The sequence below is a fragment of the Candidatus Binatia bacterium genome (assembly GCA_036493895.1).
Taxonomy (GTDB): domain Bacteria; phylum Desulfobacterota; class Binatia; order UBA1149; family CAITLU01; genus DATNBU01.
Window position 1 is genome coordinate 1 of the sequence record DASXOZ010000056.1, and the last position, 17032, is coordinate 17032.

Consider the following 17032-nt stretch of genomic DNA (forward strand, 5'->3'; position numbering starts at 1 on the left):
GGAGCCATTCATAGAGACAGACGACGACGGCCTGGGCGAGGTTGAGCGACGAGTATTCGGACGCAGTCGGAATGAAAGCCACGCGATGGCAGCGCGCCAGCTGCTCGTTGGTCAGCCCGTGGTCCTCCGGACCGAAGACGATCGCGACCTGCGCCGCGCCAAGCCCGCGCCGCCGCGCGTCCGCAAAAACCTCGCCGACCGAAACGACAGGAATGCTCCACGGCCTGCTCCGCGACGTCGTCCCGACGACCAGCGCGCACGGCGCGACGGCTTCCGCAATGGAATCGACATGCCGGCGTGAATCGAACACGTCGCCGGCATGCACTGCGGTGCGCCTGGCCTCTTCGGCGTCGTACTGCCCCCCGACGATGAAAAGCTCGCCGGCGCCCATGTTGCTGATTGCGCGGCAGGCCGCGCCGACGTTGGCGCCCCGACTCGGCTCGACGAGCACGACGCGCAGCCCGCTGCGGCGCGCGGTGCTTTGCGCGCCGGCATCGCCGGCGCGGCGGATTGGCCCGCCAGCTTCGCCGCTGCGGCGGGTTGGCCCGCCGGCATCGCCGCGGTCGCTACTGGACAAGGTCGCGAAGGCGTCGCTTGAGATCGGCCAGCGCGTGGCGCGCCGAATCCGCATCCGAGCGCGCCGCCGCCAGCGCGCCCTCGAGCTCGGCGGAGTGCGCTTCGAGAGCGGTGATGTGCGCCTCGAGCTCGGCGTAGCGGGCGCTCTGGCGCTCGGCATCGGCCAGGCGGCCGCGGAGCTGTTCGAACAGATCCTCGGCGCTTCCGGACGCTGCGTTGGAAGTGACGGGTGCCGCTGCTGCCACCGGGGCAGCTGCCGGAGCCGAAGGTCGAGGAGAAATCGAAGGCCACGGATTCGGAGACGGCTCGGGCGCCGCGGCCGATCGCTCGTAAGACCTCTCCGAAGTGGTCTCGTATAGCGCAGAGGACGGACGCTCCACCGGTCTTTCGACCGCGGTCGCCGCCGGCGCTCGTGCGTCGCCGGGATCGGCGGTCCAGCGAACCTCGAACTTGCACGCGTCGCTGCCCTGGAGCCGGCAGCCCTCGGCGTGCTTGACGTCGAGGCCGCGGGCGCCGACGGCCTGCAGGCGCTGGGTCAGCTCACCGATGATCGCGATGCAGACGTTCGCGAAGCCCGGCATGCCCCGGTAGTAAACCTCCGCGAATCCGGGCCGCTGCATGTTCACATCGAAACCGCTTCCCGCGGAATCGACGAAGGCCGACGGAAGCGTCGAAAGCCCCGCGACAACCTCGGTTGCCGTAAGGCGCGAATCCTCGGGAAGCCCCTTGGTAGCCGCGTACGCCAGGCCTCGGGCGAAGCTCGTGTCGCGCGGGGAGCGTCGCATGAGGTCGGTGAACTCGCCGGCGATGTCGGCCGTCCACGGGTACCACCTGTCGGGGTCGAACTCCGCGTAGCGCTTGCGTTCGGGCTTCGACAGCGACGGGTGCATCGTCGACAGGAAGCGAAAGACTTTTCCGGAGATCTGCGCGGATTCCACGGCTGGGGCCCCTTGGACAGGATGGCCCATCTTAATCGGGCGCCAGACCGAGCACCAAGCGAACGAGCCCGTTGAACACAGCCGTCACGTAGGCGAGGTCCAGGACGGCCCCGTCGCTGAGGCCAGCCCGGCGCAACTCCTGGATCCTGCTTCCCGTGATCGTGTGCGAGTGCAGCGTGACGTCCCTCGCAAAACGCAGGCACGCGTGCTCGACCTCGGGCAGGCTCGACGGCGATCCTTCGGCGGCGGCGATCACGTCGGCCGGGTTTTCCGACCTCTGACGCAGCCAGTCGCCGCAGCTCGCCGAGAAATAATCGCAGCCCGCAAGGCGCGAGACGACCAGGCCGATGCGGATCCAGCGGTCCCGCGGCATGACGGCCGCCGCCGTCCTTATGACGCGGAGCTGGGCGTCAAAGACCTCGGGACAGGCTTCGAGCAGGTCGAATCCGGGGGGCAGCGACGCGAAACCGAGCTGGTGCAGGAAAAGCTCGCGCAGCGAGGCCTGGTCGGCTTCCGGCGGCTCTCCCGGCAGCGACTTCTCGTCCATGTTCATGCTGAAGGACGCCAGACGGGCCAGCAGTCCGATGGCGCCGCGGCGCCCGGCCTCGAAGCGGCGAAGCGGCGCCGGGATCTCGGAGTCGACGCCCAGCGAATTGGCAAGGCGCGTCACGCTGTTGAAGGCGCCGATGACCGCGACGATCTCGATCCGCTCTTCGAGGATCGGCCACGCCTTTGCCAGCGCGGCGCGGTGGGCAGGTTTGATGCTGCGAGGATCGGTGGTCAGGCGGATCGCCAGTCGCAGCGCTTCGCGGGCCGGCTCGCCGAGGCCGTCGGAATCGGCGAGGTGGGTCTTCAGGTCGCGCGCCCGGTCGCCGTCCATGCCGCTGGCCAGCAGGTAGATCGTGTGGGCGTCGGCGCAGTAGTCGCAGCGGGCCGCGACCGAGACGCAGACTGCAAGCATTTCTTTAAGTTGCCGGGATATCCTCCGGCTCCACATGAGCGCCATCCAATGGCGGTACACTCCCTCCATCGTCTCCGGCCTGAGGCTGAAGACCTGCAGGAGGTTGGGCACCCGAGGCACCTCGGCGCGCACCTCTTTATACACCTGGGCCAGGCGTCCTCCGGCCTGCGAAGGCGCAATGTGGCGGATGTAGGCCATGGGCGGGCGCAGCATTCTCGGGCTGGTCCCGTCAGTCAAATCTTCCCCCGGCGGGGCGTTATATTGACAGAACGGTAAAAAATCCTTGACGGGGGGAAGGGTTCGTACTAAACGATCGGTATGTCGCGGATCGAAAGGCCCCGCCGGGGCGAAGACGCGCGCGCCGACCTCAAGGAAACGGCCATCGACTGCTTCTCGCGGTACGGCTACCAGGGCACGTCGATCGATCGCATTGCGCGCGAGGCCGGCGTCACCAAGGGCGCGATCTACTACCATTACAAGGACAAGAACGACCTGCTGTCGGCCGCCGTCGCCGACCGTGTCGGCGAGTTCGAGGACCGGGTCCAGAAGGCCTGCGAGGGCGCGGCTGCCGAAGAGGCGCTGCGGCGAGTCGTCAGCGTGTCGATCGAGCACGCGATCTCGAACGACCGGCCCCGCTTCGCCATCAAGCTGATGGTCGAGGCCATCGACACCCACGATCCTCTTCTCGAGGAGATGCGCGGGATGATGCGGCGCTTTCGCGCATTCCTGCGCAACATCGTCCGCGCCGGCCAGGACAGTGGCCAGTTCCGCCGCGATGCCGACGCCGACTCGGTGGCCGCGACGCTGACGAGCGCCGTGATCGGGGCCGAGACCCAGTACTACCTGGACCCCGACCGCTTCCACCTCGAGCAGACGCTCGCGACCTTCATCGACCAGCTTTGCAACGACCTGCGCGGGGAGCGCGACGCCGAGCGGCGCGTGCATCCGCCGGCACAAGGGAGCCTTCAGCCATGATCGATTTCGAGCTCGACGAAGAGCAGCAGCTCATCCGCGAGACCGTGACGACCTTTGCCGCCGAGCAGCTGCGGCCCGCCGCGCGCGAGGCCGACGAAACCGGCGTCATCCCCGAATCCCTGGTCCGCACGGCCTGGGACCTCGGCCTGATCCAGGGCTCGGTGCCCGAAAGCTACGGCGGCTACGCTTCGGGCGATCCGTCGGCCGTGACCGGCGCCATCGTCGCCGAAGGCCTGGCCGAAGGAGACCTCGCGATCGCCCTGCACCTGCTGTCGCCGCGCCTGGTCGTCGATCCGGTGCTTCGCCTCGGCAGCGAGGAGCAGAAGAAGGCCATCCTTCCGATCTACATGTCCGAGCGCTTCACACCCGGGTCGGCCGCAGTCGTCGAGCCGTGGCTCGGCTTCCACTTCACGAAGATGAAGACCACCGCGCGCCGCGACGGCAACGACTACGTGCTCGACGGCACCAAGTGCCAGGTCGTGCTGGCCGCGTCGGCGCCTCACATCGTCGTCTACGCTGCGGCCGAAGGCGGCATCGGCGCGTTCGTCGTGCCGGGTGGAACTGCCGGCCTCACCATCGGCGAGCGCGAGAAGAACCTCGGACTTCGCGGCCTCGAAACCTACGAGATCCGTCTCGACGGCTGCCGCGTGCCGGCCTCCGCCAGGCTCGGCGGCGATGCGACGCCGATGCTGCGCCGCTCGCGCGTGGCGCAGTCGGCGATGGCAGTCGGCATCGCCAAGGCCTCGCTCGACTACGCGATCACGTATGCCAAGGAGCGCGACGCGTTCGGCGTCAAGATCGCGCAGAAGCAGGCCATCGCGTTCATGATCGCCGACATGGCCACCGAGACCGAGGCGGCGCGGCTGCTCAACTTCGAAGCGGCGTGGAACCTCGACCAGGGCGGCGACGGTTCGCGCGAAGTCGCCATCGCGCACCGCTACAGCAGCGACATGGCAATGACCGTGACCGACAACGGGCTGCAGGTGCTCGGAGGCCACGGCTTCATCCGCGATCATCCGGTCGAGATGTGGGCGCGAAACGCGCGCGGCTTCGCGATCTTCGAAGGCATTGCCAGCGTCTGAAACGGCACGGGTCTCCGCCACGACCCCAGCAGGAGCAGCATCCATGGATTTCTCCCTCTCCGAAGCAGCACAGTCGCGAATCGCGATGTCCCGCATGGCCGCCGAAGGAATGATGCGACCGATCGCTCGCCAGTTCGACGAGCAGGAACACACCGATCCGTGGGAATTCTTCCAGTCGATGTGGGACATCAGCCGCGGCAACCGCGACGCCACCGGCATGGGTTCCCAGGGCAACGGCAAGAAGAACGGCCGCTCCGAGAACACGCTGCTCGCGTGCATGCAGATCGAGGAGCTCGCGTGGGGCGATGCGGGGCTCTACCTGTCGATCCCGAACCCCGGCCTCGGCGGCGCTGCCGTGCAGGCCGTCGGAACCCCCGAACAGAAGCAGCGCTACCTCGGCACCTTCTACGAGGGCAAGCCGCGCTGGGCAGCGATGGCGATCACCGAGCCCCACTTCGGCTCCGACTCCAAGCAGGTCGCGACGACTGCCGTACGCGACGGCGATGAGTGGGTGCTCAACGGCACCAAGATCTTCTGCACATCGGGACACCGCGCCCTCGACAAGTCCGACGGCTTCGTCGTCGTGTGGGCGACCCTCGACAAGAGCAAGGGCCGCGCCGCGATCAAGTCGTTCATCGTGCCCGCCGGCACCCCGGGCGTCACCGTGACCAAGATCGAGGACAAGATGGGCATTCGCGCCTCCGACACGGCGATGATCGTGTTCGAGAACGCGCGCATCCCGGCCGACAACATCCTCGGCACCGCCGAGATCGTCGAGAAGGACTCCCGCGCCGGCTTCGGCGGCGTCATGGCCACGTTCGACAGCACGAGGCCGATCGTGGCCGCCAGCGGAATCGGCGTCGCGCGCGCCTCGCTCGAGTTTCTCAAGCAGGCCCTCGAGGAGGCCGGCATCACGATCCGCTACGAGGTCAGCGCCTATGACCAGACCGTGCTCGAGCGCGAGATCATGAACATGGAGGCCCAGCTCCAGGCCTCGCGCCTGCTGACGTGGAAGGCCTGCAACATGATGGACCGCGGCCAGCGCAACTCGAAGGAAGCGTCGATGGCCAAGGCCAAGGCTGGCCTGGCGGTCACGCGCATCACGCAGAAGTGCGTCGAGCTGGCTGGCGCGTTCGGCTACTCGCGCAAGCAGATGCTCGAGAAGTGGATGCGCGACGCGAAGATCACCGACATCTACGAAGGCACCCAGCAGATCAACCAGCTGATCATCGCGCGCGCGGTGCTCGGCTACACCAGCGTCGAGCTGAACTGATCGCACGAGGCTTCGGGCGCACGGCGTGCGCCCGAAGCCGCCGTCCTCGCCCGCCCACGCACTTTTAGATTTGCCAAAAATCTGCGCTGCGCTGCGCGACCGGCCGTATCCTTTCCGCGCGCCCGCGCGCCCGCGCGCCCGCGCGCAAGCCCGCGATCACGGCATCCGGGCCACCCGAACGCGCCTGCCATTCCCACGATGCGACGCGCATTTTCCTGCGCGATCTGCCGGGCGCCGCGCTGCGTGCGCGAACCGACCGCAGTCGGTTGCACCGTCGTGTCACTGCCGCTGACGCATGAGCAGTCCTCGCGCCGCGTCCAATGTTTCGCTGCAACCATATTGCCTCGAACGCCGCGGCGTTAGACCATGAGGCGCGTGAATGGACGCCCGCACATCGCGACGCTGTTCGCGATCGCCGTCATCCTCTCGTCGTTCGTCAACCTGTGGATCATCTACGTGGTGACGAGCAGGCCGCGTGCGATCGTGCAGGAAGTCGTGCACGAGGCAGTGGCCAGCGGCGAGCCGACGACGATGCCGCGGCCTGCCCGGTCGCTCGACGATGCGACTCGCAGGGGCGACGTCGCCAGCGTCAAGCAGCACATGTACTGGTGCCGCAAGGACGGCAATTGCGACCTGCAAAAAGAGCTGAAGGTGGCAGTGGACGCCGGCCAGCCGACGGTCGCGAGGGTCCTTCTTGCCGCGGGCGCCAACGTCAACGCCGCCGGCGCCCACGCCGAGACCGCGCTGCATTCGGCAGTGATCAAGGGCGGCACGAACCTGGCCTCGGTGCTGCTCGCCGCAGGTGCCAACGTCAACGCGCGCGACGAGGACGGCATGACGCCGCTTCATGCCGCTGCCGCGTGGGGCCATGTCGAGCTGGCCAGGATGCTGCTTGCGGCCGGAGCCGACGCGAACGCGCTCGACCGCAACCGCCAGACTCCGCTGCATCTCGTGGCCAGCCGGCGGGTACCGCCCCTGTCGGTGTACGCCGACGTCGCCAAGACGCTTCTCGATGCGGGGGCGAAACCGAACATCCGCGCGGCGGATGGCTCGACGGCGCTTCGGGTTGCCGAGCAGTCCGCGTCCAGCCTGACGCTGGACGGCAATGCCAAGGCCTCCGGCGACGCGAACGAGGTCGTCGCGCTCCTGCGCGAGCACGGCGGAGTCGACTGACCCCCCGGCATCCGGGCCTTTTTGCGCAGCCTCGCGGGACGTGGTTCACAAAGACAGAGCCCGTTAAAAAGGAGCCCGTCGATGCAACCACGGCATCTCGTGCGCCGGTGCGCGCTGCTTCTGGCAGTGACGCTCGTCGCTTCCTGCTCAGCCACTCACGCGCCGGCGCCGCCGGGGCCTTTGTCAGGTCCCGTCGGCAACGTCCCGTTCTTCGAAGGGCTCGGCAAGACCGGGCGCAAGATCACGACGTCGTCGCCCAAGGCCCAGCGCTATTTCAACCAGGGCCTCGCCTTCCTGTTCGCGTTCAACCATGACGAGGCGATCCGCTCGTTCCGCAAGGCCAGCGAGCTCGATCCGCACGCGGCGATGGCATGGTGGGGAATCTCGATCGCGAGCGGCCCCCACATCAACAACCCGTCGATGACGCCGGAAGCGAGCCGCACCGCGTGGGACGCCGGGCAGCGTGCACGCAAGGAAGCGAAGAAGCACGCAACAGCGACCGAGAAGGACCTGATCGACGCACTCGATTCCCGCTACGCCGATCCCGCGCCCGCCGATCGCACCAGGCTCGACCAGGCGTATGCGGATGCGATGCGCAAGGTGTGGAAGAACCACTCGGACGATCCAGACGTCGGCGCGCTGTTCGCCGAGGCGATGATGGACCTGAGGCCGTGGAACCAGTGGACGCCCGAGGGCAAGCCACAGCCCGGCACCGAAGAAGTGCTGGCGACGCTCGAGACGGTGATGACCGAAAACCAGAACCATCCGCTCGCGCTGCACCTGTACATCCACGCGGTCGAAGCGTCGCATGATCCCGGGCGCGCCGACGTCGCAGCCGATCGCCTGCGAAACTTGACGCCGGGCCTCGGCCACCTCGTGCACATGCCGAGCCACATCGACGTGCGCCGCGGGCGCTGGAAGGAAGCCGTCGTCGCCAACCAGAAAGCGATCAAGGCCGACGACCGTTACCGCGCGATCTCTCCGCACCAGGGCTTCTACGGCCTGTACATGCTGCACAACCACCACATGCTCGCATACGCGGCGATGATGGCGGGTCGCCAGTCGCAGGCCCTCGAGGCGATCGACACGATGGCCTCGACGATTCCGCCGGGCTGGGCCCAGCAATTCGCGCCGATTGCCGACGGCTATCTTTCGCTTCCGATCGAGGTGCGCGTGCGATTCGGACTCTGGGACGACGTGCTGAAGACGCCGGAGCCGGGCGCGGCCTTCCCGTTCGGCCGCGCGATGCGGCATTTCGCGCGCGGAACTGCGTTCTCGGCCAAGGGTGACACGAAATCCGCGCGCGCGGAGCTTGCCCAGTTCCGCAAAACCGCCGCGGCCCTGCCCGCCGACGCGCAATTCAGCAACAACAAGGTGTCCGACCTCATTCCCGTCGCCGACCACGTGCTCGACGGCGAAATCACGTACCGCGAAGGCCATCGCGACGCTGCGCTGGCGCTGCTTCGCCAGGCCGTGACCGCCGAGGACAAGCTCGCTTACGACGAGCCTCCCTCGTGGATCCTGCCGACGCGCCACACGCTCGGTGCCACGCTGCTGGACGCCGGCCGCAGCGGCGAAGCCGAAAAGGTTTTCCGTGCGGACCTCGACAGGCTGCCGAATGACGGGTGGGCGCTTTACGGCCTGGCCGAAAGCCTGCGCCGCCAGAACAGGAAGCCCCAGGCCGAGCGGTACCAGAGCCAGTTCGAAAAAGTCTGGGCCGGCGCCGATGCGAAGATCACGTCGCCTTGCGCGTGCTTGCCCGGTTCGAGGGGCGCCGCCGGCAGGACGACTGCAAACTCACACGCTGCTGCGAAGACGTCACCAGCCGGAAATTCCACGTCGAAGAGCCAGCCCGCGACGCCGCAGTGAGCCGGCGCACGCTGATCCGCGGTGGCCGGGTGCTGGCGATGACGCCCGGCTCCCGCGAATCGGCGCTGGATATCCTGATCGGCGGCGATCGCATCGAAGCCGTCGGTGCGTCGCTCGTGTGCGAGGACGCCGAGACGATCGACGCCGCCGGCATGATCGTGCTGCCGGGCTTCGTCGACACTCACCGCCACGTCTGGCAGACCCAGCTTCGCACCGTGGCGGCCGACTGGAGCCTGTTCGACTACTTCACGCAGATGCGCCTGGTCTACTCGGCGTTCTACGAGCCGCAGGACGTCTGGCTCGGCAACCACGTCGGGGCGCTCGAAGCGCTGGATGCCGGCATCACGACGCTGGTGGATCACTGCCACATCCTGCACACGCCCGAGCACGGCGACGCGGCGGTGCAGGGCCTTGTGGAATCGGGCATCCGCTCGGTGTTCTGCTACGGCCTGTTTGAAAGCCCTTCGTACCGCGAAGACCGCGCTCGCGCGGGTCTTCGCGCGGGATGGCGACTCGAAGATGCGCGCCGCATCCGCCGCGACGTCCTCTCATCCGACCACGGCCGCGTCGTGATGGGTTTTGCACCGACGGAGATCGACGCCCAGCCCTACGAGGCCAACGTCGCCGAAATCGCCTTCGCACGCGAGCTCGGTGCCCGCCGCATCTCGTGTCACGTCGCGATGGGTGCCTACGACTCGGGCGGGCGCATCGTCGAGCGCCTCGGCAAGGACGGGCTGCTCGGCGAGGACCTGCTGTTCGTGCACGGCTCCGCGCTGACCGACGACGAGCTTGCGCGCATGCGCGACAGCGGCGCGGCGGTTTCGGCCACGCCCGAGACCGAGATGCAGATGGGCATGGGCTTTCCGGTCGCGATGCGTGCGCGCCAGGCCGGCGTGCGCAGCTCGCTCGGCATCGACATCGTGTCGAACTATTCGGGAGACATGTTTTCGCAGATGCGGCTTTGCCTGCAGGGCTCGCGCGCCGTCGAAAACGACGGATACGAAAAGTGCGGCCGCGCCCCGCGCGAAATCCGCATCAAGACACGCGACGTGCTCGACCTGGCGACGCGCGGCGGAGCCGAAGCTGCCGGGCTCTCGTCGCTCGCGGGAACGCTGGAGTCCGGCAAGCAGGCCGACGTGATCCTGATCCGCACCGACGCGATCCACATGACGCCGGCGATCGATGCAGTCGCCGCAGTGGTGCTCGGCGCGAACGCGGGCGACGTCGACACCGTTTTCGTCGCGGGCCGCTGCGTCAAGCGAAACGGACGCCTGGTCGGCGTCGACTGGCCGTCGTTGTCGGACCGGCTTCAGGAATCGAGCCGCCGCATCGTCGAGGGAATGCGCACGGTGCCGCTGGCGCCGATCCAGGATGCAGCGGCACGGGTGATGCCGAGAGTCGGGGACATTCCCAGCCTGCTACAAAAATTGTAGCGCTACGATTTTTGTAGCAAAGGACGACTGGCGGACTTCGGGCCGGCCCGCGGGATCTGCAGCGAATCGCCTGTCGGCGCCAATGATGCGCTACGGAAGAAGCTGGAGCCCGTACACCACCTGCGCGGCCGCGAGCAGCAGCGCGAGCGCCCCGATCCACGGATGGATCGCGCGCACCGAGCGTATGTGCATCCAGCGCGACGCCAGCGCCGCGGCCGAGAGCGTGGCCACCAGCCCCGTTCCGATCTTGAAATGCGTGCTCGTCGCAGCCTCTCCGGGCCGCGCGATTGCCCAGTTCACGCCGAGTCCCGCGCACCAGAGGACGACGACTGCCGCGTACATCCACGGAGCGAGCAGCGAATGCTCGCGCAGGTGCTGGGCGCGGTGGCGACGATCGTTGCGCGCGAGCACGCCGAGCGATGCGACGTAGGCGAGCAGCACCAGGACGAAGCCCGCAAGAATCGGGTGGAGGTACGGGATCATCGCAGCCCGAGCGACGGGAACAGGCGGGCCCCGCGGCCGGCGACGGGATCGTCGTCCCGTAGCCGGCCTGCGGCACGATCGTTCAGAAGGCGCCCTGCCGGAGGTTCACTCCCACTGTCGCGGTCTGGTGTCCACCGTCCGGGTCGCTCGCGTCGTCGACCGTCACGACGAAGTCGCTGCCGACCGGAATGTCGGCCGCGCTGTTGGCCGTGAAGTTGCAGTGGGCAACGTCGACCGGCGCGGAGAACGCGTCCAGCGAGATGTAACCCAGCGTCAGCTTGTGCAGGGCATCGTTGTCGTCCGGCGCGAACAGCGCACCCTGGATCAGGCTCGTGCACTCGACCTGGTCGTCGCTGCCGATGAAATTTCCCGGCGCGCTCGCGTAGTTCACGGAGAACTGCAGCGCCCCGAGGCCGGCGCTCGATGCCGTCAGGCGGAACGTCACGCCGTAGGAAACGCCGTCGAACATCGTCGTCGTCGTCGTGCTCCCACTGCCTTGGACCGTCGTCGTGGTCTGGCCGCCGCCGCCCTGCGTCGTCGTGGTCTGGCCGCCGCCCTGGGTCGTCGTCGTGGTGGTCTGGCCACCAGGCAGCGTCGTCGTCGTCACCGGGATGCAGTCGATGTTCGAGATGATGACGTCGGGGAACGGCGTGATGTCGTTGAGGTCCGGATCGGTCGCATCCGTGACCGTGACGACGAACTGCTGCAGGGTCGGAATGGTCGTCGCGACGAAATTGCACTCTGCAAGATCGGTCGGCCCCTGGATGCCGCTCAGGCTGACCAGTCCCGAGCTGAGCTTTTTCTGCGCGTCGTTGTCATCGAAGGCCGCCAGCGCGCCCTGGACCAGGGTGCTGCAGACGACGTTGGCGCCGACGCCCTGCATCTGCCCGGGCGCGGCACTGTAGTCGGTATCCCACTGCAGCGATCCCACCTTGACGTCGTCCACGAGCCGGTAGGTCAGCGTGCAGGCGTCGCCGCCGTGCCCGATCGTGGTCGTGGTCACGTTGTTCGTCGTCGTCGTGGTCTCGTTGCCGTTGGTGTTCGTCGTCGTGGTGCCGCTCACTGTCGTCGTCGTTCCCGACGACTTGCAGTTCGGGGCGTCCTTGCAGTTCGGATCGTTGCAGTCGATGAGGCCGTTGCCGTCGTCATCCACGCCGTTGCTGCAGTTCTCGCACGAGCCCGGGCTCGAGTCCGCGTTGACGCAGATCGGCGGGTTGGGGTCGCAGCCTGCGACGCTGTGGCAGGTGCACTGCGCGTCGGTGTCCTGGTTCAGGCGCGAAGCGTCGACGTCGAGGAAGCCGCACTGGAACAGCGTGCTCACGGCGGGGATCAGGCACCCGTTGATCGTCGCGCGCAGGGAATCTCCACCGTTGAGCTCGGTGAAGGTCGCATGGCAGCCCGCGTTGCCGAGGCCGGTCGCGATCGCGCAGTCCGGATCGCCGTTGCCCTGGTGGTTGAGCACCGCGTTCGCGTCATGGAGGTCCAGGTCGACCGTCACCGCGTCGCAGGCTCCGGAGCCGTTGATCCCGAAGAACAGGCGGACGATGACGGCGTTTCCGCCCCCGCCCCCGCCGCAGTCGGCGAGCAGGACGCCAAGCGCGAGAATCGAGATGCCTTTGGCGATCGTGCGAGTCCAGAAAGCCATGCGGGATGCTCCTTTCGGGCGCAACGCTGGCAAAACGGGACGGCCGCGCGACGCGCACCGACCGGCAGCGAGGGCGACCCGGCGCAATGCTAGACCACCGGCCCACCCCATGCGAGGCCGAATCGACTCCATCGCGAAGTGGACAGCCGCAGGCTCACGGACGGTTTTCGTGCCGGCAGAGCCTGGCGGCGCGCACCGACTTTTGCGCGCAGCCCCCGGCGCCGCTAGGAACCGCCCATGACAGGCATCGAGGCCCGTTACGAGGCTGCAGGACGCATCGGCGTGCGCGAGGTGGAGCTTGGCGCTCCCGGCGCGGGCGAGGTGCGAGTCCGCGTCCTGCGCTGCGGCATCTGCGGCAGCGACCTGCATGCGTTTCGCGGACGGGCCGAGCTTCCGCTCGATTGCCCCGGACACGAGATGAGCGGCATCGTCGATGCCGTCGGACCCGGAGCCCGCGGCGTGCGCGAGGGAGACCGGGTCGCGGTCGAGCCGTTGCGTCGCTGCGGGGACTGCCGCCACTGCCTGGCGGGGAACTATCACCTGTGCGGCCGCCTCGCGCTGAGCGGCGTCACGGCGCCCGGAGGAATGGCCTCGGCAATCGTCGTTCCGGACTACGCGCTGTTCGCGCTTCCGTCATCGCTGGACTTCGCTCTCGGCGCGCTGGCCGAGCCGATGGCCGTCAGCGTCCATGCCGCACGCCTCGGGGGAGCAGGACCGGGCTCGCGCGTGCTCGTGCTCGGAGCCGGGACGATCGGACTGGTTGCCGTCGCCGCTGCCCGTCACCTCGGCGCCGAGTACGTCGCAATCAGTGCTCGCCATCCCCAGCAGAAAAAGCTCGCTGCCGCCCTCGGCGCCGACGAGATCCTCGATCCGGAGCAGCTTCGGCCTTCGGGCGAAAAACCCGACGTCGTGATCGAGACGGTCGGCGGAACCGCTTCGACCGTCGGCGATGCGATGCTCGCAGTTGCGCGCGGCGGCACTGTCGTCGTCGTCGGTCTTTTCGAGAAAACTCCGGTGTTCGATCCCGGTGTGATGATTCTCAAGGAAGTGCGGATGGTCGGATCGATGGTCTACAATCATCCGCCGGGAGGCGCGGCCGACTTCGCGATTGCGCTCGACGTCATCGCCGATCGCGCGCAGGCGCTTCGCGCCCTCGTCACGCACACGTTCGCGCTCGAAGATGTCCAGCGCGCGTTCGAGACGGCGTCCGACAAGGCGAGCGGCGCCGTCAAGGTCATGCTGGCTCCGGCGGAAGGTTGAGCTTGCGCCGGGCGCACCGTTTTCTCGGTTTTGTCGTTCTCGCGGCGGCAGCCGCTGCCGCGACCTCCTGCGACCGTTCGCCGGCCGGTTCGTCGACGCCGCCGGCGCAACCTGTCGCGAGCCAGGTTCCTGCGGCCTCGAACCCGGTACGTCCGGGGCCGCTCGTGCTCGTCGGCGTCGACGGACTCGAGTGGAGGCTCGTGCTCGATCTGGTCGCGCGCGGCCGGCTGCCGCAGCTTCAAAGCATGATCGAGAACGGATCCTCGGCGCGGCTGACGACGTTGCAGCCGGCGCTGTCGCCGCCGATCTGGACGTCGATTGCGACCGGCGTCGTGCCGCAGCGCCACGGGATCCTCGGCTTCGTCCAGGGCGACGCCGCCGACCCGGCCGCGCAAGGCCGCCTGTTCAACAGCCGCGACCGCCGCGTGCGCGCGATCTGGGACATGACCGCCGAGCGCGGTCTTTCTTCCTGCGTCGTCGGGTGGTGGATGACTTATCCGGTCGACCCGCTGCGCGGCGTGATGGTCGCGCAGACAGGCGCCGCTCCCGGATTGGAGCGCGAGCGCACGCGCAAGGGCGGATTGGAGCCGGGAAAATCCGGCCAGGTATACCCTTCCGATCTCGAAGAGCACTTCTTTGCGATCGCGCGAAGCTCCGCGTCGCGCATTCCTGCGGTCGAGCAGCAGCTTTACGGTGATTTTTCGTCGTGGCCGCCGGCGATGCAGCAAGTCGCCGTGCACAGCCGCTGGTCGCTCGCGGCGGATGCCGCGTACGAGGACATCGCGCTCGATCTCCTGTCCAGTCCGCATCGCTGCGACGTCGTGCTCGTCTATCTCGGCATCGCCGACGTCCTCGGTCACCGGCTCTGGCGCTGGACGAGCCCCGGGGATTTCTCTTCGCCGCCTCCGGCCGCCGAAATAGAGCGTTACGGCGACGTCCTCGCGCGGGCGTACGAGAGCATCGACCGCTTCGTCGGCCGCGTCCGCGAAGCCGCCGGTCCCGGAGCGACGATCCTCGTTGCCAGCGACCACGGCATGGGTGCATTCCGGCCGGCCGGTCCGGTCGATCTCGAGCGCACGGACGGGCCGCTGATCCGCACCGGAGGCCATTCGGCCGGGCGCGACGCGTTCCTGGCGGCAATCGGTCCCGGAATTGCCGGTCGCACCGCCGCCGTGCACCCTGCGCGCATCGACGACGTCGCGCGCAGCGGCAGCGTGCTCGACCTGGCCCCGACGCTGCTCGCCCTGCTCGCTCTTCCTCGCGGCGCCGACATGGACGGGCACGTCCTGACGTCGATGCTCGACCCTGCTTTCCTCGCCGCGCATCCCCTGTCGGAAATCCCGACGTGGACGGACCCGGCGTGGACCGCGGCGCGGCGGCCCTACCGGACGTCCGCCGGAGAAGACGCGGAGCGCGTCGACGAGCTTCGCTCGCTCGGATACCTGCAGTAGCCGCGACTGCGCGGCACACGGCTCATTTCACGCGCACCATCGGGCGACTGCGCACTTCGCGCGACAGGAACGCAAAACCGGCGCGCCGCCCCACGACCTCGACGGCAACGATGAAATCGGGGTCCTTGAAGCTCACTTTCGGTGCGGCGCCGGCGCTGGACGCCTTCTCGTAAAGAAAATCGCCGAGCGCCCGTTCGACCGCCGGGTGCTCGATGCGCCCCTTGAGACCGCGAAGGTGGCTCCGCACGTAGAAGGTTTTTCCGCACAGGCGCGCGGCCAGCGGCTCGAAGTGCTCGCACAGCGTCTCGGTGACGTCGTCGCGGACGAAGGAGACGGCATTTTCGACGGGAAGCACCCGGTCGACGGCATCCGGCCACGGAGGATCGGCCGCCGCGAGCTCTTCGATGCCTTCGAGGAGCCCGTCACCGGCCGCCGACCCGCTTCGCGCCACCGTTCCGATGAGGACCTGGGGAAACCCGCCGGTTCGAAAGCGCCCGATCTTCGCGAGAAGCGAAAGGGCCGCGCCGGTGCGGCCGCGAGAGCAGATCACCAGGACGTTCCAGTCCTCGTCGTCACGCCTGGCCACCGGCCGGATTATCCCTGCCAGCGTCGCAGGGGCAATGCGGCGCGCGCAGCTCGGCATTGGACAGGCGCCCTGTCCTTGGCTAATCCACCCGCATGCGGTTCTCCAAGCCAGCGGCCAGGGCCGCGCAACGTATCGTTCTGGCGGCGGCCGTTTCCGCCGGCTCCCTGCTGGCGTCCTGCGGGACCGGGGGTGGGCTCTCGAGCTTCCTTACTCCCGGCAAACCTACCAAGGCCCCGCCGGGAAACCTGGTCATCTACGCCGCCGAAAACCACGGCAACCGCATCGACGCGTTCCGCCTCGGAACCGACGGCCTGATGCCGGCCCGGCCGTTCAGCACGATGTTCGTCGATTCGTCGCCGAACCGAGTCACGGTCGCCAACGGCGTCCTGTACGCGACGCTGCACGACCGGGTCATCTCGGCCACTCTCGGCGCCGACGGCTCCCTGCCGGCAGTACCGACTTCGGGCTCGCTGACGCGCACCGACTACGATCCGGTCGAGCTCGAGGTGCGCGACGGCGTCCTCTACGTCGCGGCCGCCGGCATCGGGCTCGTCCAGTCCTTCGTGATCCGGGCGGACGGAACGATTCCGGTGGACGCGACCTCCTCGGGCAACGGCGAATTTCCCGCCGACTTCTCGACCATCGCGCTCGACGGCGGGTTTCTCTACTCGTCGTCGCGCGAAACGCAGTTCATCGACATGTTCATCCTGCGCGGAGACGGAACGGTTCCAATCAAGGCCCAGAACCAGAACCCGCGCGACAGCGTCTCGCTGCCGGACCACATGGTGATCCACCATCCGTTCCTGTACGTGACTTCCGCCAGCGACAAGAGCGTGCGGGAGTACCGTCTGGAGACGAGCGGCTTCGTGCCCGGAGACTACGAGTCGCGCACGAAGAACGACCAGTACTACCCGAATTTCCTCGTCGAGGGGCCCATCCTGTACGGCGCGGCTTACAGCGTGGGGGAGCTCGACCTGTTCCACGTCAACGCCGGCGGCACGCTGCCCGAGGAGTTGCCGTACTTCAGGACGACTGCCGACCCGGCTTCCTTTCCGAGCAGCCTCATCCTGCACGACGGGATTCTGTACGTGGCCCAGGCCGGGTTGAACCGCATCGACGCGTACGTGCTCGACAGCGACGGCACACCGCCGTTGCTGCCGTCGAGCAGCACCAGGGAAACGACCTCGGACTCCCTGCCGCTGTCGATCGCGCTGTATCAGCTTCCCTGAGGGCGCGGCAACACGCGGCGCCTGGACGGCCCAGCCACACGCGCGGCGTTCGAACGCGCGGCAACATGCGGCGCCTGAACGCGCGGCAACACGCGGCG

The 17032-nt window shown here is 68.2% G+C and carries 15 protein-coding genes; 9 read left to right on the forward strand and 6 right to left on the reverse strand.

The genetic code is table 11. From position 1 onward, the window contains the following. From VGK20_13740 to VGK20_13750, 3 genes are all read right to left on the reverse strand, one after another. A partial coding sequence (locus tag VGK20_13740) for an RNA methyltransferase (GenBank protein HEY2775103.1) occupies positions 1-577 on the reverse strand: 577 nt, incomplete at its 3' end. Continuing rightward, a complete protein-coding gene (locus VGK20_13745; GenBank protein HEY2775104.1) occupies positions 567-1514 on the reverse strand; it encodes a hypothetical protein in 948 nt (315 codons plus the stop codon). The genes VGK20_13745 and VGK20_13740, both read right to left, overlap by 11 nt. Positions 1515-1545: 31 nt before the next feature. Beyond that, a complete protein-coding gene (locus VGK20_13750; protein HEY2775105.1) occupies positions 1546-2673 on the reverse strand; it encodes a carboxymuconolactone decarboxylase family protein in 1128 nt (375 codons plus the stop codon). A gap of 120 nt (positions 2674-2793) precedes the next feature. On the opposite strand from VGK20_13750, the gene VGK20_13755 reads away from it, so the two are divergent. The 6 genes from VGK20_13755 (at position 2794) to VGK20_13780 (ending at position 10280) form a co-directional block, all read left to right on the forward strand. Beyond that, positions 2794-3450, forward strand: coding sequence for a TetR/AcrR family transcriptional regulator (locus VGK20_13755; protein HEY2775106.1), 657 nt, complete (start codon positions 2794-2796; stop codon positions 3448-3450). After that, on the forward strand, positions 3447-4532 hold the full coding sequence (locus VGK20_13760) for an acyl-CoA dehydrogenase family protein (GenBank protein HEY2775107.1): 1086 nt from the start codon (positions 3447-3449) through the stop codon (positions 4530-4532). The genes VGK20_13755 and VGK20_13760 overlap by 4 nt, the downstream gene beginning before the upstream one ends. Before the next feature lie 43 nt (positions 4533-4575). Then, positions 4576-5805 (forward strand): acyl-CoA dehydrogenase family protein, encoded by a 1230-nt coding sequence (locus VGK20_13765; protein HEY2775108.1) that lies wholly within the window; start codon positions 4576-4578, stop codon positions 5803-5805. A gap of 366 nt (positions 5806-6171) precedes the next feature. Continuing rightward, positions 6172-6978 carry an ankyrin repeat domain-containing protein gene (locus tag VGK20_13770; GenBank protein HEY2775109.1) on the forward strand — a complete coding sequence of 269 codons (807 nt, stop codon included), beginning with the start codon at positions 6172-6174 and terminating at the stop codon, positions 6976-6978. A gap of 81 nt (positions 6979-7059) precedes the next feature. Next, positions 7060-8847 (forward strand): hypothetical protein, encoded by a 1788-nt coding sequence (locus VGK20_13775; GenBank protein HEY2775110.1) that lies wholly within the window; start codon positions 7060-7062, stop codon positions 8845-8847. Further along, complete coding sequence (locus tag VGK20_13780; GenBank protein HEY2775111.1) at positions 8844-10280, forward strand: amidohydrolase family protein; 1437 nt, start codon at positions 8844-8846, stop codon at positions 10278-10280. The genes VGK20_13775 and VGK20_13780 overlap by 4 nt, the downstream gene beginning before the upstream one ends. A gap of 90 nt (positions 10281-10370) precedes the next feature. Here the strand turns inward: VGK20_13780 and VGK20_13785 are convergent, their stop codons facing one another. After that, positions 10371-10763 carry a DUF4079 family protein gene (locus VGK20_13785; protein ID HEY2775112.1) on the reverse strand — a complete coding sequence of 131 codons (393 nt, stop codon included), beginning with the start codon at positions 10761-10763 and terminating at the stop codon, positions 10371-10373. A gap of 82 nt (positions 10764-10845) precedes the next feature. Further along, positions 10846-12408 carry a hypothetical protein gene (locus VGK20_13790; protein ID HEY2775113.1) on the reverse strand — a complete coding sequence of 521 codons (1563 nt, stop codon included), beginning with the start codon at positions 12406-12408 and terminating at the stop codon, positions 10846-10848. Positions 12409-12645: 237 nt separating this feature from the next. Here VGK20_13790 and VGK20_13795 point away from each other — a divergent pair, with 237 nt between their 5' ends. Next, positions 12646-13668 (forward strand): alcohol dehydrogenase catalytic domain-containing protein, encoded by a 1023-nt coding sequence (locus tag VGK20_13795; GenBank protein HEY2775114.1) that lies wholly within the window; start codon positions 12646-12648, stop codon positions 13666-13668. 2 nt (positions 13669-13670) lie between these two features. After that, positions 13671-15119, forward strand: coding sequence for an alkaline phosphatase family protein (locus VGK20_13800; GenBank protein ID HEY2775115.1), 1449 nt, complete (start codon positions 13671-13673; stop codon positions 15117-15119). Between the two features lie 22 nt (positions 15120-15141). Here the strand turns inward: VGK20_13800 and VGK20_13805 are convergent, their stop codons facing one another. Further along, the gene (locus VGK20_13805) at positions 15142-15705 is read right to left on the reverse strand and encodes a THUMP domain-containing protein (GenBank protein ID HEY2775116.1); all 564 of its coding nucleotides are present in this window, start codon (positions 15703-15705) and stop codon (positions 15142-15144) included. Between the two features lie 92 nt (positions 15706-15797). Between VGK20_13805 and VGK20_13810 the strand changes: the two genes are divergently transcribed. Further along, a complete protein-coding gene (locus tag VGK20_13810; protein ID HEY2775117.1) occupies positions 15798-16934 on the forward strand; it encodes a hypothetical protein in 1137 nt (378 codons plus the stop codon). Positions 16935-17032: the final 98 nt, after the last annotated feature.

Excerpts from the sequence above, each read along its gene's own strand:
- VGK20_13750 (HEY2775105.1), bottom strand. The coding sequence starts at position 2,673 with ATGGCCTACATCCGCCACATTGCGCCTTCGCAGGCCGGAGGACGCCTG.
- VGK20_13755 (HEY2775106.1), top strand. The coding sequence starts at position 2,794 with ATGTCGCGGATCGAAAGGCCCCGCCGGGGCGAAGACGCGCGCGCCGAC.
- VGK20_13760 (HEY2775107.1), top strand. The coding sequence starts at position 3,447 with ATGATCGATTTCGAGCTCGACGAAGAGCAGCAGCTCATCCGCGAGACC.
- VGK20_13765 (HEY2775108.1), top strand. The coding sequence starts at position 4,576 with ATGGATTTCTCCCTCTCCGAAGCAGCACAGTCGCGAATCGCGATGTCC.
- VGK20_13770 (HEY2775109.1), top strand. The coding sequence starts at position 6,172 with ATGAGGCGCGTGAATGGACGCCCGCACATCGCGACGCTGTTCGCGATC.
- VGK20_13775 (HEY2775110.1), top strand. The coding sequence starts at position 7,060 with ATGCAACCACGGCATCTCGTGCGCCGGTGCGCGCTGCTTCTGGCAGTG.
- VGK20_13785 (HEY2775112.1), bottom strand. The coding sequence starts at position 10,763 with ATGATCCCGTACCTCCACCCGATTCTTGCGGGCTTCGTCCTGGTGCTG.
- VGK20_13790 (HEY2775113.1), bottom strand. The coding sequence starts at position 12,408 with ATGGCTTTCTGGACTCGCACGATCGCCAAAGGCATCTCGATTCTCGCG.
- VGK20_13795 (HEY2775114.1), top strand. The coding sequence starts at position 12,646 with ATGACAGGCATCGAGGCCCGTTACGAGGCTGCAGGACGCATCGGCGTG.
- VGK20_13810 (HEY2775117.1), top strand. The coding sequence starts at position 15,798 with ATGCGGTTCTCCAAGCCAGCGGCCAGGGCCGCGCAACGTATCGTTCTG.